12 protein-coding genes are annotated in these 14,253 nt (G+C 60.3%); 5 read left to right on the top strand and 7 right to left on the bottom strand.

Annotation, left to right across the window (positions count from 1 at the left end; all coding sequences use genetic code 11):
* Positions 1-2 precede the first annotated feature (2 nt).
* Entirely contained in the window at positions 3-1,514 is a 1,512-nt protein-coding gene (locus tag HMPREF2781_RS02655) for a flavin monoamine oxidase family protein (protein WP_070644166.1), read from the bottom strand.
* Between the two features lie 66 nt (positions 1,515-1,580).
* On the opposite strand from HMPREF2781_RS02655, the gene HMPREF2781_RS02650 reads away from it, so the two are divergent.
* Positions 1,581-2,330, top strand: a complete 750-nt coding sequence (locus HMPREF2781_RS02650) for a TetR/AcrR family transcriptional regulator (RefSeq protein ID WP_371325742.1) — start codon at positions 1,581-1,583, stop codon at positions 2,328-2,330.
* Here the strand turns inward: HMPREF2781_RS02650 and HMPREF2781_RS02645 are convergent.
* The 3 genes from HMPREF2781_RS02645 to HMPREF2781_RS02635 are packed head-to-tail and all read right to left on the bottom strand — an operon-like array spanning position 2,327 to position 6,377.
* On the bottom strand, positions 2,327-3,367 hold the full coding sequence (locus HMPREF2781_RS02645; protein WP_070446213.1) for a histidinol-phosphate transaminase: 1,041 nt from the start codon (positions 3,365-3,367) through the stop codon (positions 2,327-2,329). The two genes, HMPREF2781_RS02650 and HMPREF2781_RS02645, sit on opposite strands and share 4 nt — an antisense overlap.
* Before the next feature lie 13 nt (positions 3,368-3,380).
* Positions 3,381-4,718, bottom strand: a complete 1,338-nt coding sequence (locus HMPREF2781_RS02640; RefSeq protein ID WP_070644163.1) for an aromatic amino acid transport family protein — start codon at positions 4,716-4,718, stop codon at positions 3,381-3,383.
* 12 nt (positions 4,719-4,730) lie between these two features.
* Positions 4,731-6,377, bottom strand: coding sequence for a thiamine pyrophosphate-dependent enzyme (locus HMPREF2781_RS02635; protein ID WP_070644161.1), 1,647 nt, complete (start codon positions 6,375-6,377; stop codon positions 4,731-4,733).
* Between the two features lie 129 nt (positions 6,378-6,506).
* Here HMPREF2781_RS02635 and HMPREF2781_RS02630 point away from each other — a divergent pair, with 129 nt between their 5' ends.
* Entirely contained in the window at positions 6,507-7,388 is an 882-nt protein-coding gene (locus tag HMPREF2781_RS02630; RefSeq protein ID WP_246821758.1) for a LysR family transcriptional regulator, read from the top strand.
* A 182-nt stretch (positions 7,389-7,570) separates the two neighbouring features.
* A complete protein-coding gene (locus HMPREF2781_RS02625) occupies positions 7,571-8,521 on the top strand; it encodes a type IV toxin-antitoxin system AbiEi family antitoxin domain-containing protein (protein ID WP_070644155.1) in 951 nt (316 codons plus the stop codon).
* A gap of 101 nt (positions 8,522-8,622) precedes the next feature.
* On the opposite strand, the gene HMPREF2781_RS02620 is transcribed toward HMPREF2781_RS02625, so the two are convergent.
* The 3 genes from HMPREF2781_RS02620 to HMPREF2781_RS02610 form a co-directional block, all read right to left on the bottom strand.
* Entirely contained in the window at positions 8,623-9,345 is a 723-nt protein-coding gene (locus HMPREF2781_RS02620; protein WP_070644152.1) for a sulfite exporter TauE/SafE family protein, read from the bottom strand.
* 24 nt (positions 9,346-9,369) lie between these two features.
* Positions 9,370-10,074: a TIGR03089 family protein gene (locus tag HMPREF2781_RS02615; RefSeq protein ID WP_070446201.1), complete on the bottom strand. Its 705-nt coding sequence runs from the start codon at positions 10,072-10,074 to the stop codon at positions 9,370-9,372.
* Positions 10,075-10,165: 91 nt separating this feature from the next.
* Positions 10,166-11,818 carry an LCP family protein gene (locus HMPREF2781_RS02610; protein ID WP_210385991.1) on the bottom strand — a complete coding sequence of 551 codons (1,653 nt, stop codon included), beginning with the start codon at positions 11,816-11,818 and terminating at the stop codon, positions 10,166-10,168.
* 89 nt (positions 11,819-11,907) lie between these two features.
* Here HMPREF2781_RS02610 and HMPREF2781_RS02605 point away from each other — a divergent pair, with 89 nt between their 5' ends.
* Both HMPREF2781_RS02605 and HMPREF2781_RS02600 read left to right on the top strand, forming a co-directional pair.
* Positions 11,908-12,783: a glycosyltransferase family 2 protein gene (locus HMPREF2781_RS02605; protein WP_070446586.1), complete on the top strand. Its 876-nt coding sequence runs from the start codon at positions 11,908-11,910 to the stop codon at positions 12,781-12,783.
* A 56-nt stretch (positions 12,784-12,839) separates the two neighbouring features.
* On the top strand, positions 12,840-13,934 hold the full coding sequence (locus HMPREF2781_RS02600) for a mannose-1-phosphate guanylyltransferase (protein WP_070446197.1): 1,095 nt from the start codon (positions 12,840-12,842) through the stop codon (positions 13,932-13,934).
* The last annotated feature ends 319 nt before the right edge of the window (positions 13,935-14,253 follow it).

Raw genomic sequence — 14,253 nt, 5'->3', positions numbered from 1 at the left:
GTTTAAGCCTTCGCCGCTTGCTCTGCGATAGCCAGTGCGGCGATCTCGCCCTGGCGTACTGCGCCGTCGACGTGCTGGTAACCTTCCGCAGCGATGTCGGAGCATGCGTAGTAAATAGGACCAGTCGGCTGATTCTGAAGGTGTCCCCAACGCGAGAGTCCACCAAGGTCGTAGGAGGTAGCGTAGGCGCCACGGGTCCATTCCTCGGCTGCCATATCGGACAGGTAGAAAGCGATGGGCTCCTTGGTCTTGGGCCCAAGGTAATCTGCTATGGCGTCGAGAATGCGTTCTTTGCGCTCTTCAGCCGGCAGGTGCCACATCTCCTCTGCATAAACGTCGGAGACAAAGCCCACGAGGGTGCCGTAGGTGTCTTCTTTGTCTGCGGTCGATTCGGCAAAATTCTTGCCGTAATTGGTGTTGTCGTAAACCTCCTGAACGAGGCGGCCGCCACCGAAGCCGGTGCCGGAGAGTCCTTCTTCGCGCCAGAACGGGGTGTCGTAGATGGCATGGACCTTGATAACCAGTCCCATGGAGATGTGCTGGTGCGCAATCTGCTGGTCGCGCGGCATCGGCGGGACGAAGGAGATGCGGTTGTACAGGTTTGGCGGAACAGCCAGTACAGCGAAACGGGCCTTTACAGTGACCTTCTCCGAAATGGCGGTAACGTTTCCGGCCTCGCCATTTCCCGCGACACCGTTGCGAACATCTGCCTTGATGTTGTTGAGTTCGTCCGCGGTAGATGCATCCGGCTCCGCCCAGTGAAGCTCGCGCACAGGTGTGCCGAGGTGGACATCGTCGCCCAAGCCCTTGGCAAGCGTTAAGGAGACGGACTGCATACCGCCGACGACGCGCTTATCTAGAATAAAGTCCTCATCCACAAGGTTGCTGAAGGAGCCTGCGGAACAAGCCATGAGCACTGCTTGAAGAGTGGAGAACGTGTAGGAAGGCTTGGTCAGCATGCCGGACGCCACATAAATCGAAACGTTGTCGATGGCCTCGGTATCGTCGGAAAGCTCCTCAAGCCAAGAGCGGAAAGAGATGGAGTCGAGCTCTTTCGCGCGAGGGTGTGACCAGGGGTTTGCTGGGTCCATCTCTGCCGCAAGCTCATCCATGATCTTGATGAGACGATCCATTTCAGCAATGGTCTTCTCATCAGCGGGGAATACGGTGCCCTCGTACTCGTGGCGGGTGCCATCCGGGGAAACATAGATTGATTTACCTTCGCGGTACCGGGAGAAGGTCTCAAGTCCAAGTTCGTCGACGAGCTCGATGAGGCGGGTCTGGTCAGGGGAGATCCATTGGCCGCCTAACTCGACGAAGTGCTCGACACCCTGCGCATCCTTAACCTTCCCGTTCCAGGTTCGGCCGCCGACGCGCTCGCGAGCCTCGAGGACGGCTACGCTCAAGCCCTTTTTCTTGAGGGTGTGGGCAGCCATGAGTCCGGCGGGGCCAGCGCCAATGACAACGACATCGCGCTCGATAACGGCCTTGTCGGAATTAACGGGGGAAGTCATGAAGGTGTCTCCGTTCCTATGGGACGATAGAAGGGTAGATACGGCAAAATGAACAACATTCATTTTGTGTCTCGTATCACTGTACAGAAGGAACGTAACGCAAGACAAGGTTTAAACGCTGTGAGTTCTCATCGCCCCAAAGGACGGCCCCATAAAGCGCTGGTCACTCGTGAAAAAATTGCTAAAGCTGCGCTAACCATTGTGGGGGAGGATGGCTATGAAAAGCTCACAATGGCTCGTATTGCACGCAAATTGAATGTGGGAACCAGTGCCCTGTATAACCACCTTTCGGGGAAGGAGGACTTGCTCGCGCTCATCGAAGACGCGGTTATGGAGCAGGTGGAGTGTGGTTCCTTGTATGCCGCGCTTGAGAGTGACCCGAAGATTTCACCCCGTGATGCTCTAGTTAGCTGGGCGACGTCCTACCGTGACGTCTGCGCACGGCATGTCCCGCTGGTACGGATTATTGCGTTGACCCCCATTTCCGGAGCGCCCCGCACAGTAGAGATGTACGAGGTGCTAGCCCGAGTCCTAAAACAAACAGGCTTGCCGAATTCGGCCATTATGCCCCGCATCGTGGCGCTGGAATCCTTCATCTACGGCAGCGCCTACGATGTCCACGCCCCCGAGGACATTTTTGATCTACCAATGGATAGCGAAGCTCGCGCACCGGCACTAGCCGATGCGCGCGGTGCTTTCTTGCCGGCTGCCTCTGCCGAGAAAGGCGCGGAGGAAAGCAACCCTTATGCAGATGAGCCGTTCCGCTTGGGCCTTGAAGCTCTCCTTGCGGACCTTCCAGAGGAGAAAATTGGTTAGTTTCTCCAAGGCTGAATCCCTGCGCGGCGCCAGGCCTCCAAGAACTGGGTGGTCTCGGCTTCGTCCGTGATAGACACGCGCACGCCCTCATCGAGGTAGCGGCGGATGACCACGCCTTCATCAAGCATCTTCGTTTCCACCTCTTCGGCATCTGGGCGCGGCAGCCAGACGAAGTTGCCGTAGGACTTCTCGGCTCCCAGCTCTGTGCAGACGCGGTCGCGTTGTGCTTTGGTGATCTCGACGGCGTCGTCAAGCTCGTCGTGGCGCTTGAGCACCTCCACCGCGGCAGTTTCTGCCATGGCGGTCACCGTCAGCGGTAGGGAGAGTAGCCGCAGCGCGTTGATGATTTCCGGTCCTGCCACCGCGTAGCCCACGCGCATGCCGGCCAAACCCCACGCCTTGGAGAAGGTGCGCACGCCGAGCAGATTGGGGTAGCGCTGGTATTCCTCCACCGAATCCGGGGTATCGGAGGCGTCGTTGTACTCCCAATAGGCCTCATCGAGCAGTACGACGACGTCTTGGGGCACCCGTTCCATGAAAGCGCGGAATTCACCGCGCGTGATGACGGTGCCCGTCGGGTTATTGGGATTGCACAGGATGATGAGCTTGGTCTTGTCTGTCAGTGCATCGAGCACTGCTTCCAGATCGACGCGGTAATCCTCCGTGAGCGGGACCAGAATTGGCTCCGCTCCGGCCATACGCACGTAGAGGGGGTAGGCCTCGAAGCTGCGCCAGGGCACGATGACCTCATCACCCGTCTGACAAGAAGCCAAGATGGTGGCCTGCAGGATGGGCGTGGAACCCGCAGAGACGAAGATATTATCCGCCGGAACATCTAAGTAATTGCACAAGGCATTGGTGAGCTCCAAGCTGCCGGGCTGTTGGTAGCGGTTGGTGGTGCGGGCGGCGTCGGCAACCGCGGCAATGATGTCCTCGGCGGGAGGGAAGGGGACCTCGTTGGAGGAAAGTTTCAGGGCATTGGGGAAATCCTTGCCCACCTTGTACTCGGGGAAGCTTGAGAGATCACTACGGAGCATAATCACGTCCTTTCTAAATCATGTCCCAGATGGTCACGGCCATGATCAGCAGGCCCATGCCGAAGACGAAGTAGTTCCACGGGTCATTGCGGAATTGCTTGTACACGTCCAGTTTCTTGAACATGTACACCGGAACCAGATAGACGATGAACGCCACGAAGACACCGGAGACCACGGAAATCATCGAAATAATGGAGGGGTTAAAGATGGCAACTAGCGTGGTGCACACGAAGACGATGACATAGATGATGTTGAGCAGCGTGCGGTGCGAGACCTTTTCCGCCAGCTGTGGCGCGGCGTTCTTCAGCAGGTATTCCGTTCCCTCTTCGGTACCGAGCATGTGGCCGAAGTAGGAGGAAACGATGGCGCAGATGACCACGATGGGGGCCATGTAGGCCATGAACGGAGTGCCCGTGACGTTAGCGAAGTAGGAGAGCACCGGAATATTTTGCTCGAGTGCCTCATTCATGCCGTCGGCGCCAAGTGCGAGGACGCAGGACCACACGAAGAACATGGTGAAGACGACGAGCAGGATGGCGGTGTAGAACTCCGTGCGGGAGACGCGCTTCTCGGTCTTCTCGCCGTACTGCGGCTGCATGTCGATGGCAAACTGCGAAAGCGCCGCCATGTGGGAGAAGGAGAAGACCAGCACCGGAAGGATGAGGAAGATGCCCTTGAGCATCTGGCCCCAGCCATCGGCACCATCGTCGAAATGGATGAAGCTGTGCAGGTCCCAGCGCGGAATGAGGTAGATGGAGGTGATTGCCAGTGCAATAATCAGCGGGTAGACCAGCACTTGGGCCAGCCAAATCATGGGTTTGCGGCCGATGGCGAAGCCGCCGGTCATGATTCCGACGCAGATGGTGGCGAGCAGCCAGCGGTCGATGGAGGGCCCGCCAAGCTGGTTGACGATGAAACTATCCACTGCGTTGGTGATGGAGACACCGTAGATCAGGACGGTGGAAAAGACCGTGATCCAGTACAGCACCGCGAAGCCAATTCCTTGGCCTTTGCCCAGGTACTGCGAAACCAGCTCGAGGATGTCCTTGCCATGGTCCTCCTTGGGTGCGCCCGCAACGATGCGTGCATAGGTGCGGTGTGAAAAATACACCAGCGGAAGGATGAAGACCGTAGCGAAGACGAGCGGCCAGAAACCGAAACCGCCCGCATTGAGCGGAAGGAAGAGGATGCCCGCACCCACCGCGGTGCCGAAGAGCGTAATGATCCACGATGCGGTGGAGGCGGCGGGGCGCTGCTTGGCAGCGTCCCCCTCGCCCACAATGTGCTCGCCTTCCTTCAGCTCAGTGGTGGGCGGCGTGGATGGTGTTGGTGGAGTATTGGCAGAGCTCATGGTGAGCCTCCTCTATTCGATGGGCAGGGAGTGGTCCTGGTCGGTGATGACGTTGATGAGCGCCGGTACGCCGTCCTCGGTGATGGCACGCAAGGCCCGGGCTACCGCCTCTTGTGCCTGCGAGTCATCGGTGACGAGCTCGCCATGCGCGCCGAAGCCGCGGGCGACGGCCGCGAAATCCGGGTTTATAAGCTGCGTGCCGGAGACGCGGTCGGGGAAGTGCTTCTTCTGGTGATCGCGGATGGTTCCGAACTCGCCATTGGACATGACGATGATGAGGAAGGGCGCGCCGTACTGCAGCGCGGTGGCTAGCTCTTGGCCGTTCATGAGGTATTCGCCGTCGCCAGCAATGGTGACGACGGTGCGCTCCGGGAACTGCAATTTGGTGGCTACCGCGGCCGGGATGGAGTAGCCCATCGACCCGTTGCGCACGCTGAACTGGGAGGGGTAGACCTGCGAGTGCAGGAACTGCTGGGCCCAGATGCAGTGGTTGCCGGCGCCGAAGGTGTAGATGGGATCCTGCGGCAGCTGCTCGTGGAGTGCTGCGAGGATGGCCTCCATGTGGGCGGTGCCGTCTTTTCCGGGGCGGTAGTTCGCTGGCTCGGGGAGGGTGGCGAAGTCGAGGTGGTTCGCGTGCGCGGTATCAAACCACTCGCCGCGCTTATCCTTGCCCTCGACGTTTAGGCGGTCCAGCGTGTTAGCGAAGGCCACGGGGCTTGCCACGATGTGTTCTAGCAGCGCCACCGAGTGGCCTCGCAGGCTGGTATCGGGATTGATGGCGATGTTGCGTGCCTGCGGAGACTGGCGCAGGGTGTAGCCGTCGGTGGGGACGTCACCCAGCACAGCTCCTACCTCGATGACCAGGGAGGCGTCCTCGAGTAGCTGCGCTGCGCGCGGATCACGGCCATATCCGAGCCAGCCGGCGTTGGCGGGGGAGTCGAAAGGCACGCGGTCAGCGGCGCGGAAGTCTTGAACGATCGGGATGCGGTGCTCTTCGGCGAAGCGAGTGATCTTCTCTGCGGCCTCCGGGGTCCAGCGCGGACCGCCGGCAAAAATGAGTGGACGCTCTGCGTGACTCAGTTCGCGGGAAAGGAGGTCCAGGTGATCGTCGGAAAGCGCGCCCTCCGATACCGGGATGGGTGGGTGGATGCTACCGGTGAACTCCTGGTGGAGAACATCCTCCGGCAGGCCCACGATGACGGGGCCGGGGCGACCCTGCTGGGCTTGGAAGAATGCCTCGGCCACAACGCGGGAGGCGCGCTCTGGATCATCGAGGACAAAGACCTGCTTGGCCTGGGTGCCGAACCAGGCCTTAGGGTCGAATTCCTGGAAGGACTCGCGGTCGCGGTCGGAGGTGGGGATGAGGCCCACGAAGAGGACGAGCGGGGTGGCGTCCTGCCAAGCGGTGTGGATACCCACGTAGGCGTTGGCCGCCCCGGGGCCGCGGGTGACCATGGCGACGCCCGGCTGGCCGGTGGCTTTGCCGTGGGCTTCAGCCATGTAGGTGGCACCGCCTTCGTGCCGGGTGACGATGGCCTTCACAGGGGAATCGTAGAGGCCGTCGAGCACGGGAAGGAAGCTTTCGCCGGGCACGAGGAATGCGCGGGTGACGTTGTGCGCGGCGAGGGATTCGGCAATGGCGGCGCCGACGTGTGACATGGAAACCTCCCTGAAGTAGTTGTGTTGGTGGTCTCATTATTCTTTGGTGATGTCATGTTGTCTAATGTCTAAAAAGCTGGAAAGCCAAACCCTCAGGGCATGGTTGGTGGTAAAAGTAGGGAAATGGACATGGTGAAGGCCAAATATTTCCTTGCGGTTGTGGATTCCGGCACGGTGACTGCTGCTGCGGAACGCCTTGGAATAACTCAGCCGGCGCTGAGTCGGCAGCTTAGGCGCTTTGAGAAAGAACTGGACCTGGAGCTCTTCGTGCGGGCTGGTTCCTCGCTAGCGCTCAGCGATGCGGCGCATGCCCTCATCCCGACTTGCCGCCGCCTCCTCGCGGAATCCGCGCGCGCCGGGCAGGCGGTGGAGGCACTTCGGGCGGGCAGTGTCCCGGCGTTGCGTGTGGCGGCTACGCCAACGACGATTTCGACGCTACTTGCCCCTTTTATTGAGGCCGCTGGCTCAACTATCCCTCTGCTCACCACGACCCCGGTCACGCACTATGACGTTTTCGACGCGCTGGAAGGCGCCGCCGACGTGGTGATTGCTACCATTCCGCCAGGCAATGACGTGGCCTCGCTGGCTTTGGGCACGATTCCGGTGCGTGCCTGGGTGCCGCCGACGCATCCCTTAGCACTGGAGTGTGCGGGTTCGACCAGCGTGGAGGTTAAACGGTTATTGCAGGAAAATGTGGCGCTGCCCTCGCGGCGAAGTGTGTCTCGCGGGGTGGTGGATTCCTTCGTGGGCACGGCTGGCTACGCCTTAGGCTCGCACGTGGAGTGCGATGATACGGCAACGTTATGCGCCTTGGCGCGTGCTGGGCGAGCCGTAGCGCTCATGACGGAGCTGCAACCAGTGCGGCTGGTGGGCTTCGACGTGGTCGATGGTGAGCGCGCTCTGGCAGGGGTACCGCTGGTCGCGGCCTGGTCCCCGGGACACTATGCGGGGGAAGAGATTGCGCAGATTGCCCAACGGTTCCGCAGTTTTATTGAGGGGTCGCTTCGCTAGGGCGTTTTCTTGGCGCTGGGCGCTTCGCGCGCCTAGTTTCGCAGTCGACAAAACTGCCCCAGTTGCCAAAGATCTGGCCAGATCTTGAGGCGGAGACAATAACTTTGGCGAGTAGGGCGGTTGCGCAGCACACAGCGGCGTGCCGTGTTACCTTGGAGCCTAACTTTCCGGGGGGGAATGACATGAAACATGGCATTGTGTGCGGCCTATCTAAAGGTGCGCTTGCAACTCGCGTGCGCCGAGGAGAGATTACGCGACTTGCCAAGGGGCTTTATGTCTGGGGCAGGCCCGAGCCATTAGAACTATTAAAGCTATTACAGGAGCACAGGCCATTCCTTAAGGCGACAGGAACAACGGCTGCCCAGGTGCTTCTTGGCGAGACCGTGACTTTTCCACTGCGGCTCGCCAGTGTGGAGAGAATGCCGACATCAACCTTTTATGTGCACTCGCGGGTGAGCGTCGAGAGTTTCGTTACCTCGTCTGGGATCCGGGTCCTTAATCCTCTTGTCGCCATGAAATCTGTTAGTCCTGAACTGGGGATTCGCGTGTTTGAGTCCATCTACTCCTCGAAGGCCGGACGCGCCCGACTGGATAGTCACCGCGAAGCACTCAATGTCACCCCTGTTGCAAGCCAACGAATGCTAGAGCAGGCCGCGTTGTTCACGGATTCTGGTGCGGAGGTGAAAGTAGCCAAGGGGCTGAAAAGGCGTGGGCTCAAGGTCGAGTGCAACGTTGTTATCGGCCACTACACCTGGGACATCGTGCTCCCAGAGCTCAAAGTTGCGGTAGAAATCAACGGGATGAAATTCCATTCCCAGCAAGAGTCATGGTTGCGGGACCATTGGAAGAACAATGAGGGCGCACTGATTGGGTGGCTAACGCTGCGCTATACAGGTCATTGCGTGGCGCATCATCTGGACTATGTCATTGACCAGATAGCTAATGCCAGGAATCCGGACTTTGAGAAGCGTTACTTCAAGTTCATCGGTTTCTGGCACGAGGGAGTGTTGCCGCCCAAGCCGAAACCGTGGGAATACAGCGAGCACTTGGGGTATGTGCCGCCTGTGCCGCCGGAACCACCCGACTATCCAGAACCGCCCGACTTCCCGGAGCCACCCGACTGCCCTAGGTGACGAAGTTATTGCCAGATCTTGAGTCAGAGGCGAAAACTTTGGCAGGACGGGCAGTGTGGGGCATGTTCCTGGCAGTTGTGCCCGGCAGCATACGGCTGACGCTAGGCAGCAACCAGCCCCTCAACGATGAGCGCCAGGGCCGCGCTGATAGCCACGACGAGGACGATGCGGTTGAGCACCTTGGCGTTGATGAAACGGTTGAGGTAGCTGGCGGCGATGAGGCCCACGATGGCTACCGGCAGGTAAGCCGCGGCAGCGGTGAGCTGCAGGCTGGTGATTTGCCCGCTTAAGCCCAAGATCGCCAGCGAGATGGTGCAGCCGATGATGAAGGTACCCGACAGGGTGCCGCGTATGCGGGCTGGGTCATAGCCCTTGAGTACCAGCGCCATGGGCGGGCCGCCGATGGAGGTGGATGTTCCCAGGAACCCAGAGGCAACGCCTGCCACCGCAATGTTGGTGGTGGTGCGCTTGGGGGACCAGCCGAGGCTGGACAAAGTCATGGCAAAGATGACCGCGCAGCCGATGAATAGGGAGAGCCCGCGGTGGGAGAGGGAAGCAATGGCCCACGCGCCGAGCAGGGATCCGGGTATTCGCGCGATGGAGGAGATGGCCACGATGTCCCAGGACACCGCCGAGCGCGCTTTGAGCATCGTCGTGGTGGAAATGACGAAGGCCAGCAAGAGAATGAGCGTGGGAACCAGCTCCGGTTTGATCAGCGCCAAGATGGGGGTGGCGATGGTGCTCAGCCCAAATCCGATGGTGCCCTGGCAGATTGTCCCCACGAGGATGAGCACGCCGATAAAGATGTAGAGCCAGCTGAACATTGTTCTACTATCTCATGAAGGCTTTTAGGAGCGGACGGTGACCTTCTCGTTGTCTGCGATTTCCTGCAAACGGTCGGCTGAGCACAGGCCCGCCACGATGACGGCGGAGCCGCCCGCGGCCAGCGGTTCGAGCACTGCACGCTGGAAGGAAGCGGTGTCCGTCCAGCCCTGTGAAAGCACGCGCTCAGCGCCCAAATCCGTGGGGAAAAGCTCCGGCAGTGGGGTCGTGGTGCCATAGAAGTGATCACCATAGAAGCGCACGGTGGGGCCGAAGTCGATGGTGCCCAGCGGCAGCTCGCCGCCGCTTTCGACAACGCCGCGACCAAAAGGATCCTGCGTGACTAGCACCGTATCGACCAGTGGGGCTGACGCAGAGTCGGCGCCCGCCGCAGCCTTGAGATAGGTCTCCGGGGAGGTGAAAACCACGGCGATATCGTCGGCGTGCGGTTCTGTAGCAACCGCACCATTCTTAATGTCGAAGGGGACTCCGGCGGCGAGCGCCCCAAGCGCAATGACGGCAGCCTGCCAGGACACCGGAAGGTCAATGAGGATGCGAGAATCCGTGTCTGGTTCGAGGTCGAGCTCTTCCAACAGCATGTTGGCAATCTTGGAGGTCCAGTTCTCCAGCGTTTGCGCCGAGAAGTCCATGCGGGTGCCGTCAGTTTCGTTATAAACACTGAGCCGGGGAGCAGAGGCATCGGCGGACAGGAGATGCTGTAGGAGTTCCATGTCCGCCCATCGTAGGTGGCAGGCGCTCAGCCCGCCACGAACGACCGGTGACTAGGCCCTTGAGTCTACTGCGAGTTCACCTCGCAGCAGACTAGTTCACGCAGCGCGGGCCATCGCCGCCAGCGTCGATCTCAGGCGAAACCTCCGCGGTACCGAAATCATCGCCCGGGGTACCAACCTGCTGAGTGTCGCCACCCTGGCTGGGCTCCGCAGCAGCCTCTTCTTCCTGCGCGGAGTCATCCTTCGGGCCGGAGTAATCATCAGTAGCCACCACGATGAAGGTATCCGGCTCGAGCTCTTCGTTGGCCGTGACTGGCAGTCCGCCGAGCTGCTCAGCCAGGGCCCGGGCGCGCTCATCGTTAGCATCCGCGGCCACAATCTGGGACTCGGTATACAGGCCCGACTGCGCATTGGCCGTGCGCTCAACTGTGTAGCCCACGTTCTTCAGCCACGCGCCGATTCCGCCGGCCATTCCGTCGACGTTGCCGGCGTTCAAGACGTGCAGGTTGAGGTTTTCAGCCACGGGCTTCTCGCCGTTGTCGCCGCCCTCGTCCGAGGCGGCATCCTCAGACTTTTCTTCTTCCTCGGCTTCTTCTTGGGACTTGGCCAAATCTTCCATGAAGCGGTGGACCTCTGCGGTATCGATGGTCACCACCGATTCGCCATAGTCACCCACGCCGGTAATTGAGGTCACCGGGATCGTCGTAAAGGTCACGTTGCCGCCGGCCAGCCCGGCCAGCTGGGTGACGAAGCCCATGATGTCCCAACCGTCATCGATGACCACGGAGCGCTCCACGGCATCGGCAATCTTGTTGAGTTTGCCAGGGGAGGTCAGCGTGCCCGAGTCCAGTACCTTCGAGGTCAGCGATGCCATGTAGGCCTGCTGGCGCACGATGCGGTCAAGGTCACCGCGCGGGAGATCATAGCGCTGGCGCACGAAGGAGAGGCCCTCGGATCCCTGCAAGGTTTGGCGCCCGGCCGGGAACTTGGCGCCCGACATCGGATCATCGACGGCGTCGTTGAGGCAGACGTCGACGCCCCCGACGGCGTCGGTAAGCAGCACGAAGCCCAGCAATCCCACCTCTGCGTAGTGATCAACGCTGACATCAGTGAGTTGGTGCACCATCGAAATGAGGCCAGAACGGCCGGCCTCCGTGCTTTCCTTCTCAATCTCCTTGTCCGTGTGAGGTGCTTTTTTGCCCGCTGCTTCAGCCTCCGCGTTGTCCTGCTGCAGCTCCTCCATCTTGGCTACCTTGTGTTGCGCAAAGACGGCGTTGATCTTCGTGTTTCCGAAGTCTTCGTCGTGGACATAGGTATCGCGCGGAATGGATACTGCCGTGGCGCGCGAGCCATCGTTGGGAATACGGATCACCATGATGGTGTCCGTGTTTTCTTCACCTTCGTCCACGCCGGCATGCAGGTCTGCCAGCTCCTGTTCGGAAAGCGGATTCCCCTTGGCATCGGTGCGGGAGTCCTTGCCCACGAGCAAGATATCGACCGCGCCATCGAGACTGCTGTCCTTGAAACCACCCTGGTTACCCAGCGCCAGGTTGGAGGCGGAGGAAATATCATTTCCCAGCTTTCCCACGGTGAAGTAGCCCACGCCGGAGAGCACCAGGACGACAGCAGACAGGAACGCGACGACGGCTTTCACCGGCGTCGATCCTCGTTGGGCGGTGGGCGCGGACTGCGAGGGCGCGGCCTGGATATGGCGGGCGGCGCGCGGGGAGTTCGGGGAAGTCACGGGACTAGTTTAGGTGAGCTCGCTGCAAAAACGTGAAGCAGTGTCGCGGGCGCGTGCGCGCACTGGCGTTGGGTACGCTCAAATTTATCGTGAAGAATATACAGAAACCCCTGGCCGTGGTCACCGTGACCTTTTCTCCTGGCCGTTACCTCAGCGATTTCTTGTCCTCGCTGCGCTTGGCGACGTCCCGTCCAACCCTCACCATCCTCGCCGATAACGGCTCGACCGATGGGGTGCCGGAAGCTGCCGCGCGGGAGCACGCGGACGTGGAATTCCTCGATACCGGGGGAAACCTCGGTTATGGCGCCGGAATGAATGCCGGCGCGCGTTTCGCTCGGGCGAAGGGCGTCGATGAAGAGTTCTTTCTCATTGCTAACCCGGACGTGACGTTTAGCGAAGGTTCTCTGGATGAGCTGATCGCGTGTGCGCGCCGCCACCCAGATGCCGCGGCGGTGGGGCCGCGCATCGTGGAGCCGGATGGTAGCAACTATCCCTCTGCTCGCGCGGTGCCGACGTTGCTGACGGGTGTTGGCCATGCGCTCTTTGGCACAATCTGGCCTTCCAATCCGTGGTCGCGCGCCTACCGCGATGATGCCGACATGGACAGCGAGCGCCCGGCCGGCTGGCTATCCGGCTCCTGTCTGTTGGTGCGCTGGGAGGCTTTTGAGCAGATTGGCGGCTTTGATGAGCGTTACTTCATGTATTTGGAGGACGTGGACTTAGGTGACCGCTTTGTCCGCGCCGGCTGGCGCAATATCTTCTGCCCCACGGCGGTGATTACCCACGCCAAGGGCCATTCGACGCAGGCCCATCGCGGCGCGATGCTGCGTGCCCACCATGACTCCGCCTATCGCTTCCAAGCGGATAGGCACCCGTACTGGTACCAAGCGCCACTGCGCGCGGCTTTGTGGCTGGGGTTGCGGGTGCGCGGGCTGGTTTTAAGCGCGTGCCGCGACGGCTCCTAGGGCTGGGGCGCTTATACACTAACGGTGGCTTATCTGAAAAGAGACTAAGGAACGATATGACTGAATCAGCGCCCCAGTGGGGATCGACGGCCGATGCCGTCATTCTGGTGGGAGGTCGCGGCACCCGTCTGCGCCCGCTGACGATTGGCACGCCGAAGCCGATGTTGCCCACGGCCAACTACCCATTCCTTCAGCACTTGCTTGCTCGTATCAAGGAAGCAGGAATCGAGCACGTGGTGCTTTCTACTTCCTATAAGGCGGAGGTCTTTGAGGAGTACTTCGGGGACGGCTCCGAGTTGGGCTTGGAGATTGAGTACGTGGTGGAGGAGACCGCTCTGGGCACTGGTGGCGGTATCCGCAATGTCTATGACAAGTTGCGCCAGGATACGGTCATGGTGTTCAACGGTGACGTTTTGTCCGGAATGGATCTGAACGGCATCCTCGATACGCATCACTCCAAGGATGCGGATGTGACGATGCACCTGCTCAACGTTGCTGATCCTCGCGCTTTTGGTTGTGTTCCGACGGATTCTGAGGGCCGGGTGACGGCCTTTTTGGAGAAGACTGAGGATCCGCCGACGAACCAGATTAATGCTGGCTGCTACGTGTTCAAGAAGGATGTTATCGAGACTATCCCGGCAGGCCGCGTGGTTTCTGTAGAGCGTGAGACCTTCCCGCAGCTGCTAGAGTCCGGCCGCTTGGTGGTTGGACACGTGGACAACTCCTACTGGCGCGATATGGGCCGTCCGGATGATTTCGTCCGCGGTTCCTCTGATCTGGTGCGCGGTATTGCGCATTCGCCGTTGTTGGTGGGCCGCACGGGTGAGTCCGTGGTGGATGAGTCCGCGGGTATTGCCGGTGGCGTGCTCCTTCTGTCTGGTACGGCGGTGGGCCGCGGTTCCGTCATTGGGGCGGGTTCGCGTTTGGATGGCACGGTGGTCTTTGATGGCGTGACCATTGAGCCGGGTGCCATCATCAATAACTCCATCATTGCCTCGGGTGCGCACATCGGCGCCAACGCGCATATCGATGGCTGCGTTATCGGTGAAGGCGCCACTATTGGCGCGCGCTGCGAACTGCAGGGCGGCATGCGCGTCTTCCCTGGTGTGAGCATTCCGGACGCGGGCGTGCGTTTTAGTTCCGACGCCTAAGTGCTGCCGCGCAGTGGAATAAAGCGATAGGAAAGCGCGGAGAGCAGGGGGGTGTCTCTCGGCGCTTTCCTTTTCTTGTGTATTAGTAACGGCACCGAAGGCTAAGCGATACACGTGGCCGTGACTCGTGGTTTTCGTGGTGCGAATGAGATCCATGTGTTTTGCCGGACTGGGTGGCGACACGCCGAAGAAACCTTGGAATTGTTCACAGGATAGGGGGAGGGTACTACATGTAGTACCCCCGACGATTACCCCCCGGCTAGGAGATCTGTGACTGATGTGAAAGTTGGGGACTCTGTACAGCGTTTTCGCTGGAGCT

Source organism: Corynebacterium sp. HMSC062A03 (assembly GCF_001811145.1).
GTDB classification, from domain to species: domain Bacteria; phylum Actinomycetota; class Actinomycetes; order Mycobacteriales; family Mycobacteriaceae; genus Corynebacterium; species Corynebacterium aurimucosum.
This window is presented reverse-complemented; position numbering and strand designations above follow the sequence as displayed.

What these genes read in the sequence shown, in the direction of transcription:
- HMPREF2781_RS02640 (WP_070644163.1), bottom strand. Translation starts at nt 4,718, where the DNA reads ATGAGCTCTGCCAATACTCCACCAACACCATCCACGCCGCCCACCACT.
- HMPREF2781_RS02615 (WP_070446201.1), bottom strand. Translation starts at nt 10,074, where the DNA reads ATGGAACTCCTACAGCATCTCCTGTCCGCCGATGCCTCTGCTCCCCGG.
- HMPREF2781_RS02655 (WP_070644166.1), bottom strand. Translation starts at nt 1,514, where the DNA reads ATGACTTCCCCCGTTAATTCCGACAAGGCCGTTATCGAGCGCGATGTC.
- HMPREF2781_RS02645 (WP_070446213.1), bottom strand. Translation starts at nt 3,367, where the DNA reads ATGCTCCGTAGTGATCTCTCAAGCTTCCCCGAGTACAAGGTGGGCAAG.
- HMPREF2781_RS02600 (WP_070446197.1), top strand. Translation starts at nt 12,840, where the DNA reads ATGACTGAATCAGCGCCCCAGTGGGGATCGACGGCCGATGCCGTCATT.
- HMPREF2781_RS02630 (WP_246821758.1), top strand. Translation starts at nt 6,507, where the DNA reads ATGGTGAAGGCCAAATATTTCCTTGCGGTTGTGGATTCCGGCACGGTG.
- HMPREF2781_RS02620 (WP_070644152.1), bottom strand. Translation starts at nt 9,345, where the DNA reads ATGTTCAGCTGGCTCTACATCTTTATCGGCGTGCTCATCCTCGTGGGG.
- HMPREF2781_RS02635 (WP_070644161.1), bottom strand. Translation starts at nt 6,377, where the DNA reads ATGTCACACGTCGGCGCCGCCATTGCCGAATCCCTCGCCGCGCACAAC.
- HMPREF2781_RS02625 (WP_070644155.1), top strand. Translation starts at nt 7,571, where the DNA reads ATGAAACATGGCATTGTGTGCGGCCTATCTAAAGGTGCGCTTGCAACT.